The organism is Ruegeria sp. BG5, from assembly GCF_056538425.1.
In genome coordinates, this window is sequence record NZ_JBQFTC010000002.1 from 200,130 (window position 1) to 215,106 (window position 14,977).

Consider the following 14,977-nt stretch of genomic DNA (forward strand, 5'->3'; position numbering starts at 1 on the left):
TATGACCACATATGCTGTAAACGGCCTTGGCCGAATTGGAAAACTGGCGCTCAAGCCGTTGCTGGAGAAAGGCGCAAAGATCGCCTGGATCAATGACGCGGTCGGCGACCCCGAGATGCACGCGCATCTGCTGGAGTTCGACACCGTGCACGGCCGCTGGGATGCAACATTCGATCATGACGCCGACAGCGTCACCATCAACGGCACCCGTCTGCCCTTTATCGGCACCAAGGACCTGAGTGCCCTACCATTGGACGGTGTCGATGTGGTGATCGACTGCACCGGCGTCTTCAAGACCGAGGCGAAGCTGGCCCCCTATTTCGACGCAGGCGTGAAGAAGGTTGTCGTCTCGACCCCGGTCAAGGACGGACCGACCGCCAACATTGTTTTCGGCGTCAATGATGCGATCTACGACCCTGCCGCTCATCAGATCGTGACGGCGGCCTCATGCACGACCAACTGCCTCGCCCCGGTGGTCAAGGTGATCCACGAGAATCTGGGCATCCGACACGGCTCGATAACGACGATCCATGACGTGACCAACACGCAGACCATCGTGGACCGCCCCGCCAAGGACCTGCGCCGCGCGCGGTCTGCGCTGAACTCGCTGATCCCGACCACAACCGGGTCAGCCACCGCGATCACACTGATCTATCCAGAGCTCAAAGGACGCCTGAACGGCCATGCAGTGCGGGTGCCGCTGTTGAACGCCTCGCTGACCGATTGCGTGTTCGAGGTCGAGCGCAATACCACGGTTGAAGAGGTCAACGCCCTGTTCAAAACCGCTGCCGAAGGCGAATTGAAGGGTATTCTGGGCTATGAAACCCGGCCTTTGGTCTCGACTGACTACACCAATGACGAACGCTCCTCGATCGTCGATGCGCCGTCGACCATGGTGGTGAACGGCACGCAGGTGAAAATCTACGCCTGGTATGACAACGAAATGGGCTATGCCCACCGTCTGGTGGATGTGGCGCTGATGGTCGGGGCCTCGCTGTGACCAACCGGCCCGAGGGACTGTCGGCCTATATCGCGGTCACGGCGGCCTATTGGGCCTTTATGCTGACCGACGGGGCCTTGCGGATGCTGGTGCTGCTGCACTTTCATACGTTGGGATTCTCGCCGGTGCAGTTGGCGTATCTGTTTGTTCTCTACGAAATCGCCGGGATGGTGACAAACCTGGCCGCGGGCTGGATTGCGGCGCGGTTCGGGTTGACCTCGACCCTTTATGCCGGGCTGGGGCTACAGGTCGCGGCGCTGCTGACAATGACCTTTCTGGACCCGCACTGGACCGTCGCCACATCGGTTGCCTTTGTCATGGTTGTGCAAGGGGCCAGCGGGGTGGCCAAGGATCTGGCGAAAATGTCCTCGAAATCCGCTGTCAAACTGCTGGCCCCAGCCGAGGGCGGCGGGCTGTTCCGCTGGGTTGCCGTGCTGACCGGGTCCAAGAACGCAGTCAAAGGTTTGGGCTTTCTGCTGGGTGCTGCGATGCTGGCAACGCTGGGCTTCATGACCGCCATCGTGGTCATGGCTGTTGTTCTGGCAGTGATCCTGTTCGCCGTCATCCGGTTCATGCCGCCGGGGCTGCCCAAAGGGCGCAAAGGCGCGAAATTCTCCGAGGTGTTCTCGAAATCCGCCAACGTGAACTGGCTGTCAGCGGCCCGCGTCTTTCTGTTCGGCGCGCGGGATGTCTGGTTCGTGGTCGGCATCCCGATCTATTTCTACGCGGTCCTCTCCGACGGCACCGAGGATGGCAATCGCGCCGCGTTCTTCATGATCGGCACGTTCATGGCGATATGGGTCATCCTCTACGGCGCGGTACAGGCCAGCGCCCCCAAGATCCTGCGCGCCTCGGACCGCAGCGAGGGTGACCTGATCCGCGCCGCCCGCAGCTGGGCGGCAGGTTTGTTCTGCATTCCTGCGGCTCTAACACTGGCTGTTTTGCTGTCCTCGGGGCCCGAGACGTGGCTAACGATCACGTTGGTCATCGGCCTGCTGGTGTTCGGAGCGATCTTCGCCGTCAACTCATCCCTGCACTCCTACCTGATCCTCGCCTTCACCAAATCTGAGCGGGTCACGATGGACGTAGGCTTTTATTACATGGCCAACGCAACAGGCCGGTTGGTCGGCACCGTCCTGTCCGGCCTCACCTATCAGATCGGCGGGCTGTCCCTTGTGCTTGGCACGGCGGCGGTAATGGTTGCGCTGGCTGCGCTGACATCGGGCAAACTGACCGACCAAACGTCCGAGGCATATTCATGAGCATATTCGAACGCTACCTGACCATCTGGGTTGCCCTCGCCATGGTCGCGGGCGTGGTGATCGGGTTGGCCGCGCCCGGCCTCGTCGGGCTGGTCGCCTCGGCTGAGGTCGCCAGCGTCAACCTTGTGGTCGCCATCCTGATCTGGGCCATGGTCTATCCGATGATGGTTGGCGTCGATTTCGGGGCGGTCGCAGGCGTGGCGCGCCAACCAAAAGGGCTGATCGTGACCCTGGTCGTCAACTGGCTGATCAAACCGTTCACCATGGCGCTGCTGGCGGTGCTTTTCTTCGATTATGTCTTCGCCCCGTGGATTCAGCCCGAGGATGCGGCCCAATACACCGCCGGCCTGATCCTGCTGGGCGCGGCCCCCTGCACGGCGATGGTCTTCGTCTGGTCGCAGCTGACCAAGGGGGATGCGACCTATACGCTGGTGCAGGTTTCGGTCAACGACCTGATCATGGTTGTGGCTTTTGCGCCCATCGTGGCGTTTCTGCTCGGTGTCACCGACATCTCGGTTCCGTGGCAGACCTTGGTGCTTGCTACCGTTCTCTATGTCGTCCTTCCCCTGATCGCCGGGCTGATCACGCGACGCAAGCTGGGCTCGCAACAGGCCATCGATGCCTTCTCGGCCCGGGTCAAGCCATGGTCCATCATGGGCCTGATCGCAACGGTTGTGATCCTGTTCGGCCTTCAGGGGCAGACGATCCTGTCGAAACCGATGGTCATCGTCCTGATCGCCGTGCCGATCCTGATCCAAAGCTATGGCATCTTTGCCCTGGCCTACGGAACCGCCTACGCCCTGAAAGTCCCCCACCGCATCGCCGCCCCCTGCGCGATGATCGGCACATCGAACTTTTTCGAACTGGCCGTGGCAGTCGCCATCAGCCTGTTCGGCCTGAACTCGGGCGCGGCGCTGGCAACGGTCGTGGGCGTTCTGGTCGAGGTTCCGGTCATGCTGTCGCTTGTCGCCTTCGCCAACCGCACCCGCGCGCGGTTCCCAGAGCCAGTAACACCCTAAGCTGGCGACCCCGGCAGGATTCGAACCTGCAACCTGCCCCTTAGGAGGGGGCTGCTCTATCCAGTTGAGCCACGGGGCCGCGCAAGGGTCTCTGTACCTGTGTTTTTTCGGCTTGTCATGGGGTTTACGGCGGGTTTACGGCGGGTTCGTAGAACAGTTGTAAACTGCGCCCTGTTCACGCTACCATCGGGCAAAACAACAACGCAGGTGCCCTCTCGTGAATACTGAAACTAAACGCCCGCTTACCCTTCGCGATGTATCCGAGGCTTCGGGGGTCTCCGAGATGACCGTCAGCCGGGTCCTGCGCAACCGGGGCGACGTGTCAGACGCCACCCGCACCCGCGTTCTGGCTGCAGCCAAAGAACTGGGCTATGTCCCCAACAAGATCGCCGGTGCGCTGGCGTCCAGCCGGGTCAATCTGGTCGCGGTGATCATCCCGTCGCTGTCGAACATGGTTTTCCCCGAGGTTCTGACCGGCATCAATCAGGTGCTGGAAGACACCGAGTTGCAGCCGGTGGTGGGCGTCACCGATTATTTGCCTGAAAAGGAAGAGAAGGTGCTGTACGAGATGCTCTCGTGGCGGCCCTCGGGCGTGATCATTGCGGGGCTGGAACATACCGAGGCTGCGCGGGCCATGCTGGATTCGGCGGGCATTCCGGTGGTCGAGATCATGGATACCGACGGCAAGCCGGTGGACGCAATGGTGGGCATTTCCCACCGTCGCGCGGGTCGTGAGATGGCGCAGGCGATCCTTAAAGCGGGCTATGAACATATCGGGTTCATGGGAACCAAGATGCCTTTGGATCACCGGGCGCGGAAGCGGTTCGAAGGGTTTACCGAGGTACTGGGCAAGCACGGGATCGAGATCGAAGATCGTGAGTTCTATTCCGGCGGCTCCGCTCTGGCCAAGGGCCGTGAGATGACGCAGACCATGCTGGAACGCTCGCCCGAGTTGGATTTCCTGTATTATTCCAACGACATGATCGGTGCGGGCGGGCTGTTGTATCTGCTGGAGCAGGGCATCGACATTCCCGGACAAATCGGTCTGGCCGGGTTCAACAACGTGGAATTGCTGCAGGGCCTGCCGCGGAAATTGGCGACGATGGATGCCTGCCGGTTGGAGATTGGTCGCCAGGCGGCCGAGATCATTGCCGAACGGCTTAAAGATCCGAATTCCGAGATCGAAACCCGTGTGACCCTGACCCCCAAGATCAGCTATGGCGATACGCTGAAGCGGCGCTGATCCGGTGACGCTGCGACGGTTGGACAACCGGACGGCACGGGCGCTGTTTATGGATCGCCACGCGCTGGCCGAGCCACCGGCGGGCGGTGCGAAAGGCACGGAGTTGTTGGATCTGATCCAGCGACTTGGTTTCGTTCAACTGGACAGCATCAACACAGTCGCCCGCGCCCATGACATGATCCTGTTCTCGCGCAGGCCCAGCTATCGCAGCGGCAACCTCAAACGTCTGTACGAGAGGGATCGGGCGCTGTTCGAACACTGGACCCATGATGCCGCCGTCATTCCGATGGACTACTACCCCCATTGGCATCTGCGGTTTCAGCGCGATGCAGCGTTGCTTGGGTCGCGCTGGAAGAACTGGCGTCGGGACGGGTTCGAACAGCAGTTCCAGTCCGTTCTGGATCATGTCCGCGACCATGGGCCGGTGTCGTCCTCGGATGTCGGGAAGGACGAAAAGAAGGGCTCTGGCGGCTGGTGGGACTGGCACCCGTCCAAGACCGCGCTTGAGTTTCTGTGGCGGTCGGGGGCTTTAACCGTTGTGGGGCGCGACGGATTCCAGAAACGCTATGACCTGACCGAGCGGGTGATCGAAACACATCTGTGCCCCGGGCAGCGACCTTGTGACGAAGGGGCGACGGTCGATTGGCTGTGCAACGCGGCACTGGACCGGCTTGGCTTTGCAACCTCGGGCGAGTTGGCCGCGTTCTGGGATACGGTCAGCCCGGCAGAGGCGAAGGATTGGTGCGCCAAAGGGCTGAATTCAGGTGCCCTGGAAGAGATTGAGATCACCTGTGTGGACGGGCGGGCGCGCAAGCTGTTCGCGCGACCCGACCTAATCGACGCTTCGTATGACCTGCCGCAGCCCACGGGCCGCATCCGGGTGCTCAGCCCGTTTGACCCGATGCTGCGCGACCGAAACCGGGCCGAGCGGTTGTTCGGCTTCTACTACCGGATCGAGGTTTTTGTGCCCGAGGCGAAACGGACCTATGGCTACTACGTGTTCCCCCTGCTTGAGGGCGACAAGCTGATCGGGCGGATCGACATGAAAGCCCATCGGGATGCGGGCGTTTTGCGGGTCAAAGCCTTGTGGCCCGAGCGCAAGGTCCGGTGGTCGGACGCCCGCACCCGTCGATTGGACGCGGAACTGGATCGGGTCCGCCGCTTTGCCGGTCTGGATAGGGTCGAGTTTGCGCAGGATTGGCTGAAAGACCCCCAATAGGGTCTATTCTGCGTCTGTCAGTGTCAGGCGAATGGGCTCTAACCCGTCAATCCCGCCTTCGATTTTGTCCCCTGCAACCACTGGCCCGACTCCGGCAGGTGTACCGGTCAGGATCAGATCGCCGGGGCGCAGGTGATAGAAACCGGACAGGTGGCAGATGATCTCATCGATCTTCCAGATCAGCTCTTGCAGGGTCGCGTCCTGCCGGACTTCGGAATTGACGCTCAGGTGGATGCGCTTGTCATCGTCGGGCGACCACGTGGCGGCAGGGGTCAGCGGCGCAAAGACCGCGCCGTTTTCGACGTCTTTGCCCAGATCCCAAGGTCGTTGCTTGTTGCGCTCGCGGATTTGCAGGTCACGACGGGTCATATCCAGCGCGCAGCCATAGGCGTAGACCGCCTCCCATGCCTGCAAACGGGAGGCCTTGAACACCGGTTTGCCAATCGCAACCGCAAGCTCCATCTCGTGGTGGTAGTTCCCGGTGCCGGGCGGATAGGGCACTGTCGCATCCGTCAAAACGGCGTTTGCGGCGGATTTGGTGAAGTAAAAAGGCGCCTCGCGATCAACCTCATGCCCCATTTCGGCGGCATGAGCGGCATAGTTTCGACCGACGCAAAAGATGCGACCGACCGGGTAAAAAGCCCTTTCCCCGACAACAGGAAGGCCGAGCGTGTCCGGAACCGGAAACAAATAGTGTTGCATGATGACCCCTAATTGCGTGTTCAGAGGCATCTTAGTTAAGACCGCGCTATCGGCAACCGGCGGAAACACGCCTGTTTTTACCAACACCTTTAGATTGTTTCGGCATGGAACTGCTCAATTCCGGCACACAACCACAGATATGTTCCCTGAATCTGATCAACCCGGTTTGATCAAGTCCAGAGCGTCTGTGCTTTTTGACCCCCGGCGCAGATCGTTCAAAGGCATGTGTTGCAGGACCACATGCCTGAATTGAAGAATATAGCTTGGAAACCGCGGCTTTCGCACTAGAACACGTGGTATCGAAGCAAAAAAGACATTTGCCGCACGGCACCTGTCGTCGAGACAGGGAAAGACACACATCCGGTCCTATAGAAGACCGGAACAACAGCACGACCAAACTGACTCGAAGAAACCTCTTGCGGACAACCCCACAAGTCTGCAATTGGACGCGACTGTTTCGGAAGGAGCAAGGGCCAAAGGTCTACCCCCTAGACCCCAAACCCCGGTACTGAGCCATTTTCGGTTCTGCACTTTCTGAAACACGGGCCAGGCACAATTCCAGTCCGGGTCTGGCCACCCCGCCGGAGATTTCCCCCTACCATCTCCGGCGGGGTTTTAATGCAAATCGCGAATTTGCCCCTTAGCTTTCCAGATCTTTCAGCTCGTTCAACAGATCCAGAAGCATCTCATGCTTGTCCGGGCCAAGCTGGGTGCGGATGCGTTCGGCCTGTTCGACGCTGACGGCCAGATTGGCGTGGATCACCTGAATACCGTCGGCGCTGATCTCGACGATCTGGCGGCGCCGGTCCTGAGGGTGGCTGCGCCGGACAATCAGCTTCTTCTGTTCCAGCTTTTGCAGAATCCGCGTGAGGCTGGGCAACAGAAGACAGGCGCGTTCGGCAATATGGGTGGGTTCTTGCGGGCCTTCTTCGTTCAGCACCCGCAGGACCCGCCATTGCTGTTCGGTGACACCAGCGTCCACCAGCAATTTCCGAATGGGTCCCATAACCTTTTCCCGCGCCCGCAACAAAGCAATGGGCAAAGATCGCGACGTTAGGGGAAGTTCGTCGGTCATACTGAATCCTCACCTAAATCCAGAAATTGCGCAAGTTTTTGCAGTTGAAATTCGTGATACCAATCGATCTGGCATTGTTTTGTTTAATGGGATGAGGCGGCTAATTCGCGGGGAAAAGAAGTAGAACTTGACCCCGGCCAATTGGCGGAATTCACTGACACCACAAGAGCCTGAAACAGGAGTGTTCCCAATGCCCGCCCCACATAACCCGTTCAAACAGGCTCTGACACAGGGCAAACGGCAGATCGGCTGCTGGATGAGCTTTGCCGAACCAATCACCGCCGAGATCATGGGAACCGCGGGTTTCGGTTGGCTGGTCATCGATGGAGAACACGCGCCAAATGACATCCGCTCGATACGGGATCAGTTGGTGGCATTGGCGAACAGCCCCTCGCATCCGGTGGTGCGTGTGCCCGTGGGGGAAACCTGGCTGATCAAGATGGTGCTGGATGCAGGCGCGCAGACCATTCTTGTGCCCATCGTGGAAAGCGCTGAACAGGCCCGCGCGCTTGTCCGCGCCTGCACCTATCCGCCCGAAGGGGTGCGCGGTGTCGGGGCAACCTCGGCGCGGGCGACGATGTATGGGTCCGTCAAAGACTATATCCAAACCGCCGATCAGGAAATCTGCCTGCTGGTGCAGGTGGAAAACCGCGCCGGGATCGCGGCGCTGGACGAGATTTTGCAGGTCGAGGGTATCGACGGGGTGTTCATCGGCCCCGCCGATCTGTCCACGGATATGGGCCACCAAGGCAACAGCGCCGCGCCCGAGGTTCGCGCGGTGATCGCAGACGCAATGAAACGGATCAGGGCTGCCGGCAAGGCTCCGGGCATTCTGGGCACGAATGACGAGGCGACCTCGGCCTATCTTGAGATGGATCCGGCGTTTCTGGCCGTGGGCATTGACGTAATGCTGTTGGCGCAATCCGCCCGTGCACTGGCGGCACAGTGGAAGCCGGAATAACCGCTTAGCCGCGCATGACCGCTGCGGCCTGCGCATATCCACCGGATGCACCGTCGACAAAATGCACATGGTCGTCGCGCGTGGCTGCAGGGACAAAGCAGGTCATCATCGCCTCATCCTGCGCGTGCAGGCCGTATCTGATCTTACCCCGCCCGCGCGCCTCTTCCAGCATGTGTTCGATCTGGGCCAGCGTCGCCGGGTCGCAATCCAGCGTCATTTTCAGCCCGTCATCGAATTTGCGGAAATCGGCGTTGCGGCTGACCATATGCCTGTAATGCCCAGGTTCGAACTGGCCCATGCGTTTGCCGGTCCAGAACAGCATCGCGATCAGCAGGTTCTGACCCAGCAGCATCAGCTTTTGCGCCAACAGGTTCCGCCCGGCGCGGGACACATGAGCATCCAAGCCCACATCCGGGGGCGGCCAGGTCATGGGCGGGCCGGTCTCGGGCACCGGATGGCCTGCACGGTCCAACCCGTCCGAGGCACGCAAAACCGATTGCGCCAGATCGGCAAAGTCGCTTTCGGTGGCGCTTGCCGTCGGCTGCACCACGACCGACACGATGCGACCATGTTGCGCCGGACTGTTGGACCAGCGGCAGGACAGGCCGGTCAGATCCGGTTGGCTGCCCGGCTCGGCCATCGGCACCTCATGCACACCTGCTTTCATCTGCGCCTCGGCCCAGGCCAGTCCGCCGCCCGTGAACATGGCATAATCCACCCCGTTCGAGGGTGCATAGCGTGCCACGCGCAAATCCTTGCCCGCCTTGCGCAGCTCGGCGACCGGCACCAAGGCGGCGCGCAAGGGCATCGAGAATTCCTCCTGCGCCCAGCGCCGCAGGTCAGACAGTGTAGTGCGCGCGGTATCCGCTGCGCTGGGTGGCACCGCAAATCCGGCCCCGTCGCCACCAAAGACATAGGGAAACAGCTTGCCGTCCATGGCGTTGATCATGCCCGAGATTACCGCCGCGCCGACCATGTTGACCGTCTTGTAGCGCCCGCGCGCGATCTCTCCGGTCGAATCGACAATATCGGCGACGCCCAGAATCCAGTCATCGGGAACAGGTGAAAAAGTCGACGGGTCTGCCAGCCGGTTAAAATCCCGCAGCAGCGGAAGGTTTTCATAAAACGCAGAATGGAGGTCTTTCATTGTCCCCCTCAAATTGGCTTGACCCAAGAGCTAGCTCAAACGTGATCGAAGTCCGCCCTCTGCAACATTCTACACGCGCTTGTGCGTTTTGCCACGACGTGCCAAGGATTGGTGCCAAGATGTGAAGGGGACGTTACATGAAGTCAGGGCTGGTTGTACTGTGTCTGGCTTACGTCCTCAGCCAGTTCTTTCGTGCGTTTCTGGCCGTGCTCAGCCTGGATCTTGAGAAGGATATAGATGCCACGCCCGAGGATCTGGCCTTTGCCTCGGGCCTTTGGTTTCTGGTCTTTGCCGCCATGCAATTGCCCGTGGGCTGGGCGCTGGACCGGGTTGGGCCGCGCCTGACCGCCGCCGCGCTGCTGCTGGTGGGCGGTGCCGGCGGGGCGGCTGTGTTTGCCACCGCATCCTCGGCCTTTCATATCAGCGTTGCGATGGCGCTGATCGGGGTCGGATGCTCTCCGGTCCTGATGGCATCTTACTTCATCTTTGCGCGCGAATACCCGCCTGCCCGGTTTGCAACCCTTGCGGCGGTGATGCTGGGCGTGGGATCGGTGGGCAATCTGGTCGCCTCTTACCCCACCGCGCTGGCGGTCGAGTTGATGGGCTGGCGCGCCACCCTGCTTGGGCTGGCGGTGATTTCCGCCGTGATCGCCCTTGGCATATGGGTCAGCGTCCGCGACCCCGCCAAGGTCGAGACCGAGCATAAGGGATCAGTTCTGGACCTGCTGAAACAGCCAGCCCTGTGGCTGATCCTGCCCCTGATGCTGGTGGCCTATGCGCCCTCTGCCGCGCTGCGGGGATTGTGGGCCGGACCGTATCTGAATGACGTCTTCGGGCTCAGCACCACTCAGATCGGTACTGCGACGCTGATCATGGGGTCGGCAATGATCGCCGGGACCTTTGCCTACGGGCCGCTGGATCGCATTCTGGGCACGCGGAAATGGGTGATCTTCGGCGGCAACGCGCTGGGCGCTGTGGCACTGGGCCTGCTGTGCCTGTGGATCGACAGCGCGATCTGGGTCTCGGTCCTGCTGCTGGCGGTCATTGGCTTTCTGGGGGCCAGCTTTCCGGTGATCATGGCCCATGGTCGCGCCTTTGTGCCGCCACATCTGGTCGGGCGCGGGGTCACGTTGTTGAACCTGTTTGGGATCGGCGGGGTCGGCATCGCGCAATTCGTGACCGGTCGCATCCATGCGGCCAATACCGCCGCCGGAGCCGCCGCGCCTTATCTGGCCATCTTCGGCTTTTTCGCCGTGACCCTTGCCATTGGCTGCGTGATCTATCTATTCAGCCGGGACAACGTGGATTGATTTAGAACCGGAGGGACGGCCCGTGCAGGATATCGAGGTGATCGCACCCAACCTGAAACACAGCCTGTCCGGGGTCACAACCACGGTCATCCGCCTGCTGCCGATCCAGAAAGAGATGATCGGGATCGTCGCCACCGGCCCCGGCCTGCCGGATGACCTGCCGAATATCCGCCTGATCAAGGTTCCGTTCCTGTCGAACCGCAAACGCCGGGTCTGGCACGCGCGGCGCAACACGGAAATGCTGATGGGCCTGTTTCTGCGCAAGGTCCTGCGGCGCAATCTGAAACTGCTGTTCACCTCTGCGGCGCAACGGGATCATTCCGGGTTTACCAAGAAGCTGATCTCGCAAATGGATGCCTTGATCGCGACAACGCCGCAGGCAGCCTCGTTCCTGCAGCACCCTTCGACGGTGATCATGCATGGCGTGAACACCGAACTGTTCCACGCGGCGACCGACAAACAAGCCCTGCGCGACAAGCTGGGCCTGCCCAGCGGTACGCTGATCGGCTGTTTCGGACGCATCAGGCCACAAAAAGGCGTCGATCTGCTGGTCGACGCCGCGCTCAGCGTTCTGCCCAACCATCCCAACGCCCACATCATCTTCACCGGTCGCGCCACCAGCGAATTCGAAGCCTTTCAGGCCGAGCAGGAAGCCAAGCTGCAAGCCGCTGGCTTGTGCGACCGTGTCCATTTTCTTGGCGAACGCCCGTGGGAGGAAATAGTCGAGACCTATCGTGCCCTCGATCTGTTCGTCGCCCCCGCCCGCCACGAAGGGTTTGGTCTGACCCCGCTTGAGGCGATGGCCTCGGGCGTGCCCGCCATCGCCTGCCATGGTGTGGGCGCGTTCAGTGCCCAGATCAAGGACACTGAGACCGGACGGCTGGTTGAAAAAGACAACGCCCCGGCATTGGCCGAGGCGCTGGATCAGATGCTGTCCGACCCGGCCCAACTGGCCACCGCCGGACAGGCCGCACGCGCCCATGTGGAACAGAATTTTCGAATCGAAGGCGAGGCCGAAGCCATCGTAAAGGTCTACCGCTCTCTGCTGGATGCGGAATAAGCGCAGCGAACCGCCTCAAATCCGCGTCAATCGGTGAAATACCCTGCGAAAGCCCTTTTTTCTTCGCTGCAACGCGGCTATGAACGCGCGTCCTTAACTTTGGAGACATGAAATGGGCTATCGCGTCGTCGTCGTCGGCGCCACGGGTAACGTGGGCCGCGAAATGCTGAACATCCTGGCGGAACGCCAGTTCCCCGTGGACGAACTTGCCGCTCTGGCAAGCCGCCGTTCGCTGGGCACTGAGGTGACTTTTGGCGACAAGACACTCACGACCAAAGACCTGGACACCTTTGATTTCACCGGCTGGGACATCGCCCTGTTTGCCGTAGGCTCTGCCCCGACCAAGGATTATGCGCCCAAAGCCGCTGCGGCGGGCTGCGTGGTGATCGACAACTCGTCGCTCTATCGCTACGACCCGGACATTCCGCTGATCGTGCCGGAATGTAACCCGCAGGCGATCCACGACTACAAGAACAAGAACATCATCGCGAACCCCAACTGCTCGACCGCGCAGATGGTTGTCGCGCTGAAGCCGCTGCATGACCGCGCCAAGATCAAGCGCGTTGTCGTCTCGACCTATCAGTCGGTATCCGGTGCGGGCAAAGAGGGTATGGACGAGCTGTGGGACCAGACCAAAGCCGTCTACAACCCGATCAACGAGGTTGAGCCGAAGAAGTTCCAGAAGCAGATCGCCTTCAACGTCATCCCGCAGATCGACGTCTTCATGGAAGACGGCTCGACCAAGGAAGAGTGGAAGATGGTTGTCGAGACCAAAAAGATCGTCGATCCGTCGATCAAGGTCACAGCCACCTGCGTCCGCGTGCCTGTGTTCGTTGGCCACTCTGAAGCCGTGAACATCGAATTCGAGGAATTCCTGGACGAAGACGAAGCCCGCGACATCCTGCGCGAAGCACCGGGCATCATGGTGATCGACAAGCGCGAGGCCGGCGGCTACGTCTCGCCCGCCGAATGCGTCGGCGATTTCGCCACCTTCATCAGCCGCATCCGTCAGGACTCGACCGTCGAGAACGGCATCAACCTGTGGTGCGTCTCGGACAACCTGCGCAAGGGTGCTGCGCTGAACGCGGTGCAGATCGCGGAACTGCTGGGCCGTGAGGTTCTGAAGAAGGGCTGAGCCCACTGAAGGATCAAGGACTTTGAAACAGACCCTGCCACTTCGGTGGCGGGGTTTTTTTGTGCGGTATGAGCGAATTCAGGCCTATGTAACCACTTCGCGACAAAACGCTATTGCCGGGCAGCAGAGAAAACCCAGTTTTCGGTGGTCACTTATTCCCCCTGCTTTCAGCAACTTGCATGCCCTGCCTTGTTTGATATTCAGCAAATCATCCAAATCGGTTTCTCAGCGCCCGCCGCGAAACAGGAGGCACAATGTCCTGGTCAGAACTGCATTTCGTCGAGGCCGGTAAGCTTGAAATTGCTTATCATGAGTTCGGTCCAACCGATGGTAAGCCGGTCATTCTGCTGCACGGCTTTCCCTATGACGTGCGCTCTTACGATCCGGTTGCACCGGATCTCGCCGGACAGGGGTTTCGGTGTTTTGTGCCGTACTTGCGCGGCTACGGTCGAACGCGGTTTCTGTCCCCCGACACGATGCGTTCAGGGCAACAGGCAGCAATCGCCGCTGATTTGCTGGCCTTCATGGAAGCGCTGAGGATCGAACGTGCAACGCTTGGCGGCTATGACTGGGGTGGCCGGGCCGCCTGCATTGTGGCCGCGCTTTGGCCGGAACGCGTCAGTGGTTTGGTCAGTTGCGGCGATGGCTACAACATTCAGGACATTCCAAACGCATGGAAACCGGCATCGCCCGAGAAAGAAGCCCGCTACTGGTATCAGTATTATTTCCACACCGACCGCGGGCGTACGGGTCTGATTCAGCAGCGGTATGATCTGTGCCGCCACATATGGTCCCTTTGGTCGCCCAGTTGGGCGTTCGATGAAGTGACGTTTGCAACCACCGCCGCATCATTCGAAAACCCCGATTTCGTGGACATCGTGCTGCATTCCTACCAACACCGCTATGGCGGGGTTTCGGGTGACCCCGATTACAACGAGATCGAGCAGCTTTTGACCGGGCAACCCGACATCACGGTCCCCAGTATTGTTTTGTTGGGGCGCGACGATGGGGTTGAGCCTCCGTCTGACGAAGACCTCGATCAGCGCCACTTTATCGGCCCATACCAGCGCCGGATCATCGACGGAGTCGGCCACAATCTGCCGCAGGAAGCCCCGCAGGCGTTTGCGGCGGCGATCTCAGATTTGCGGGCCACGGCTGACTGAACGGATTCTGGTGGCGGGCGGTCAGTTTCTGACGGGCAAGCCGCGCGCAAAGCTGGTTCTGTCACCCCTGCCCCTCGACCAGTGCCTTCAGGTTGGTTAATCCGCGCTCATAATCTCCGCCGACCCAGCCATCCATCATCAGCCCCATCCAGCGCGTCATCGGGTTCAGGCCCAGATCGGATGTGAATCCCCAAGTGACCTGCGTCTGCCCGCCTTCGGGTTGCAGGGTAAACGACGCCGTAGCCGTGCCCATCGGGCCGAAATCCAGCGCTGTCTGGACGCTCTGGTTCTCAACACTCTCTACAATTTCTTGCGAGCCGGTACCAACCTGCGGGTGGTCCGACGCCCAGTTCAGAGTATTGCCGACACCCGACGCTGGCCCCGAATAGGACAGCTGGGTTTCGGGATCACGGTGCAGCCAGGGCGACCATTGCTCGGTCTCTTGCATGGAGTTCACATAAGGAAAGATCGCCTCGGGCGGAGCATCGATGGTGATGCTGCGGGACACTTCGGCTTTGCCGGGCAGCAGGTAAGAGATGCCCACAAGCGCCAGAACAAGCACGATCAGGCTCAGAACAATGCGTTTAATCCATTTCATAATATGCTCCGGAGATTGCGATCAATGACCTAAGCATACCGGAATACAACTGAAAACCAGACCCTGAACTGCACCTGATGCCT

General features: G+C 60.5%; 14 protein-coding genes and 1 tRNA gene. 10 read left to right on the forward strand and 5 right to left on the reverse strand.

All coding sequences use genetic code 11. The annotated features are described in order from the left end of the window. Position 1 precedes the first annotated feature (1 nt). Genes ACR0KX_RS11455 through arsB form a run of 3 tightly spaced genes read left to right on the forward strand, consistent with a single transcriptional unit; the run spans position 2 to position 3,281 of the window. Positions 2 to 1,000, forward strand: coding sequence for an ArsJ-associated glyceraldehyde-3-phosphate dehydrogenase (locus ACR0KX_RS11455; RefSeq protein ID WP_480708437.1), 999 nt, complete (start codon positions 2 to 4; stop codon positions 998 to 1,000). Continuing rightward, positions 997 to 2,262 carry an organoarsenical effux MFS transporter ArsJ gene (gene arsJ, locus ACR0KX_RS11460; RefSeq protein ID WP_480626512.1) on the forward strand — a complete coding sequence of 422 codons (1,266 nt, stop codon included), beginning with the start codon at positions 997 to 999 and terminating at the stop codon, positions 2,260 to 2,262. Before ACR0KX_RS11455 ends, arsJ begins: the two co-directional genes overlap by 4 nt. Then, the gene (arsB, locus tag ACR0KX_RS11465; protein ID WP_480708438.1) at positions 2,259 to 3,281 is read left to right on the forward strand and encodes an ACR3 family arsenite efflux transporter; all 1,023 of its coding nucleotides are present in this window, start codon (positions 2,259 to 2,261) and stop codon (positions 3,279 to 3,281) included. The genes arsJ and arsB overlap by 4 nt, the downstream gene beginning before the upstream one ends. 2 nt (positions 3,282 to 3,283) lie before the next feature. On the opposite strand, the gene ACR0KX_RS11470 is transcribed toward arsB, so the two are convergent. Continuing rightward, positions 3,284 to 3,360 (reverse strand) — tRNA-Arg (locus ACR0KX_RS11470). Between the two features lie 138 nt (positions 3,361 to 3,498). On the opposite strand from ACR0KX_RS11470, the gene ACR0KX_RS11475 reads away from it, so the two are divergent. Then, positions 3,499 to 4,524, forward strand: a complete 1,026-nt coding sequence (locus tag ACR0KX_RS11475) for a LacI family DNA-binding transcriptional regulator (RefSeq protein WP_170521041.1) — start codon at positions 3,499 to 3,501, stop codon at positions 4,522 to 4,524. A 4-nt stretch (positions 4,525 to 4,528) separates the two neighbouring features. Then, on the forward strand, positions 4,529 to 5,743 hold the full coding sequence (locus tag ACR0KX_RS11480) for a DNA glycosylase AlkZ-like family protein (protein ID WP_170623412.1): 1,215 nt from the start codon (positions 4,529 to 4,531) through the stop codon (positions 5,741 to 5,743). 3 nt (positions 5,744 to 5,746) lie between these two features. Here the strand turns inward: ACR0KX_RS11480 and ACR0KX_RS11485 are convergent, their stop codons facing one another. Both ACR0KX_RS11485 and hpaR read right to left on the reverse strand, forming a co-directional pair. Then, complete coding sequence (locus tag ACR0KX_RS11485; RefSeq protein WP_170623414.1) at positions 5,747 to 6,445, reverse strand: fumarylacetoacetate hydrolase family protein; 699 nt, start codon at positions 6,443 to 6,445, stop codon at positions 5,747 to 5,749. 640 nt (positions 6,446 to 7,085) lie between these two features. Beyond that, positions 7,086 to 7,520, reverse strand: a complete 435-nt coding sequence (gene hpaR, locus ACR0KX_RS11490; RefSeq protein ID WP_170453436.1) for a homoprotocatechuate degradation operon regulator HpaR — start codon at positions 7,518 to 7,520, stop codon at positions 7,086 to 7,088. A gap of 190 nt (positions 7,521 to 7,710) precedes the next feature. On the opposite strand from hpaR, the gene ACR0KX_RS11495 reads away from it, so the two are divergent. Beyond that, on the forward strand, positions 7,711 to 8,481 hold the full coding sequence (locus ACR0KX_RS11495) for an aldolase/citrate lyase family protein (protein WP_480708439.1): 771 nt from the start codon (positions 7,711 to 7,713) through the stop codon (positions 8,479 to 8,481). A 4-nt stretch (positions 8,482 to 8,485) separates the two neighbouring features. Here ACR0KX_RS11495 and ACR0KX_RS11500 read toward each other — a convergent pair whose 3' ends face one another. Beyond that, positions 8,486 to 9,628 (reverse strand): DUF3095 domain-containing protein, encoded by a 1,143-nt coding sequence (locus tag ACR0KX_RS11500; protein ID WP_170623418.1) that lies wholly within the window; start codon positions 9,626 to 9,628, stop codon positions 8,486 to 8,488. A 137-nt stretch (positions 9,629 to 9,765) separates the two neighbouring features. Between ACR0KX_RS11500 and ACR0KX_RS11505 the strand changes: the two genes are divergently transcribed. The 4 genes from ACR0KX_RS11505 (at position 9,766) to ACR0KX_RS11520 (ending at position 14,296) form a co-directional block, all read left to right on the forward strand. Further along, on the forward strand, positions 9,766 to 10,938 hold the full coding sequence (locus tag ACR0KX_RS11505) for an MFS transporter (RefSeq protein WP_170623420.1): 1,173 nt from the start codon (positions 9,766 to 9,768) through the stop codon (positions 10,936 to 10,938). A 22-nt stretch (positions 10,939 to 10,960) separates the two neighbouring features. Next, a complete protein-coding gene (locus ACR0KX_RS11510; protein ID WP_170623422.1) occupies positions 10,961 to 11,998 on the forward strand; it encodes a glycosyltransferase family 4 protein in 1,038 nt (345 codons plus the stop codon). A gap of 112 nt (positions 11,999 to 12,110) precedes the next feature. Further along, positions 12,111 to 13,133: an aspartate-semialdehyde dehydrogenase gene (locus tag ACR0KX_RS11515; RefSeq protein ID WP_170623424.1), complete on the forward strand. Its 1,023-nt coding sequence runs from the start codon at positions 12,111 to 12,113 to the stop codon at positions 13,131 to 13,133. A gap of 254 nt (positions 13,134 to 13,387) precedes the next feature. Continuing rightward, positions 13,388 to 14,296, forward strand: coding sequence for an alpha/beta fold hydrolase (locus ACR0KX_RS11520; RefSeq protein WP_480708440.1), 909 nt, complete (start codon positions 13,388 to 13,390; stop codon positions 14,294 to 14,296). Positions 14,297 to 14,357: 61 nt separating this feature from the next. Here the strand turns inward: ACR0KX_RS11520 and ACR0KX_RS11525 are convergent, their stop codons facing one another. Continuing rightward, positions 14,358 to 14,894 carry an SRPBCC family protein gene (locus ACR0KX_RS11525; RefSeq protein ID WP_170453430.1) on the reverse strand — a complete coding sequence of 179 codons (537 nt, stop codon included), beginning with the start codon at positions 14,892 to 14,894 and terminating at the stop codon, positions 14,358 to 14,360. Positions 14,895 to 14,977: the final 83 nt, after the last annotated feature.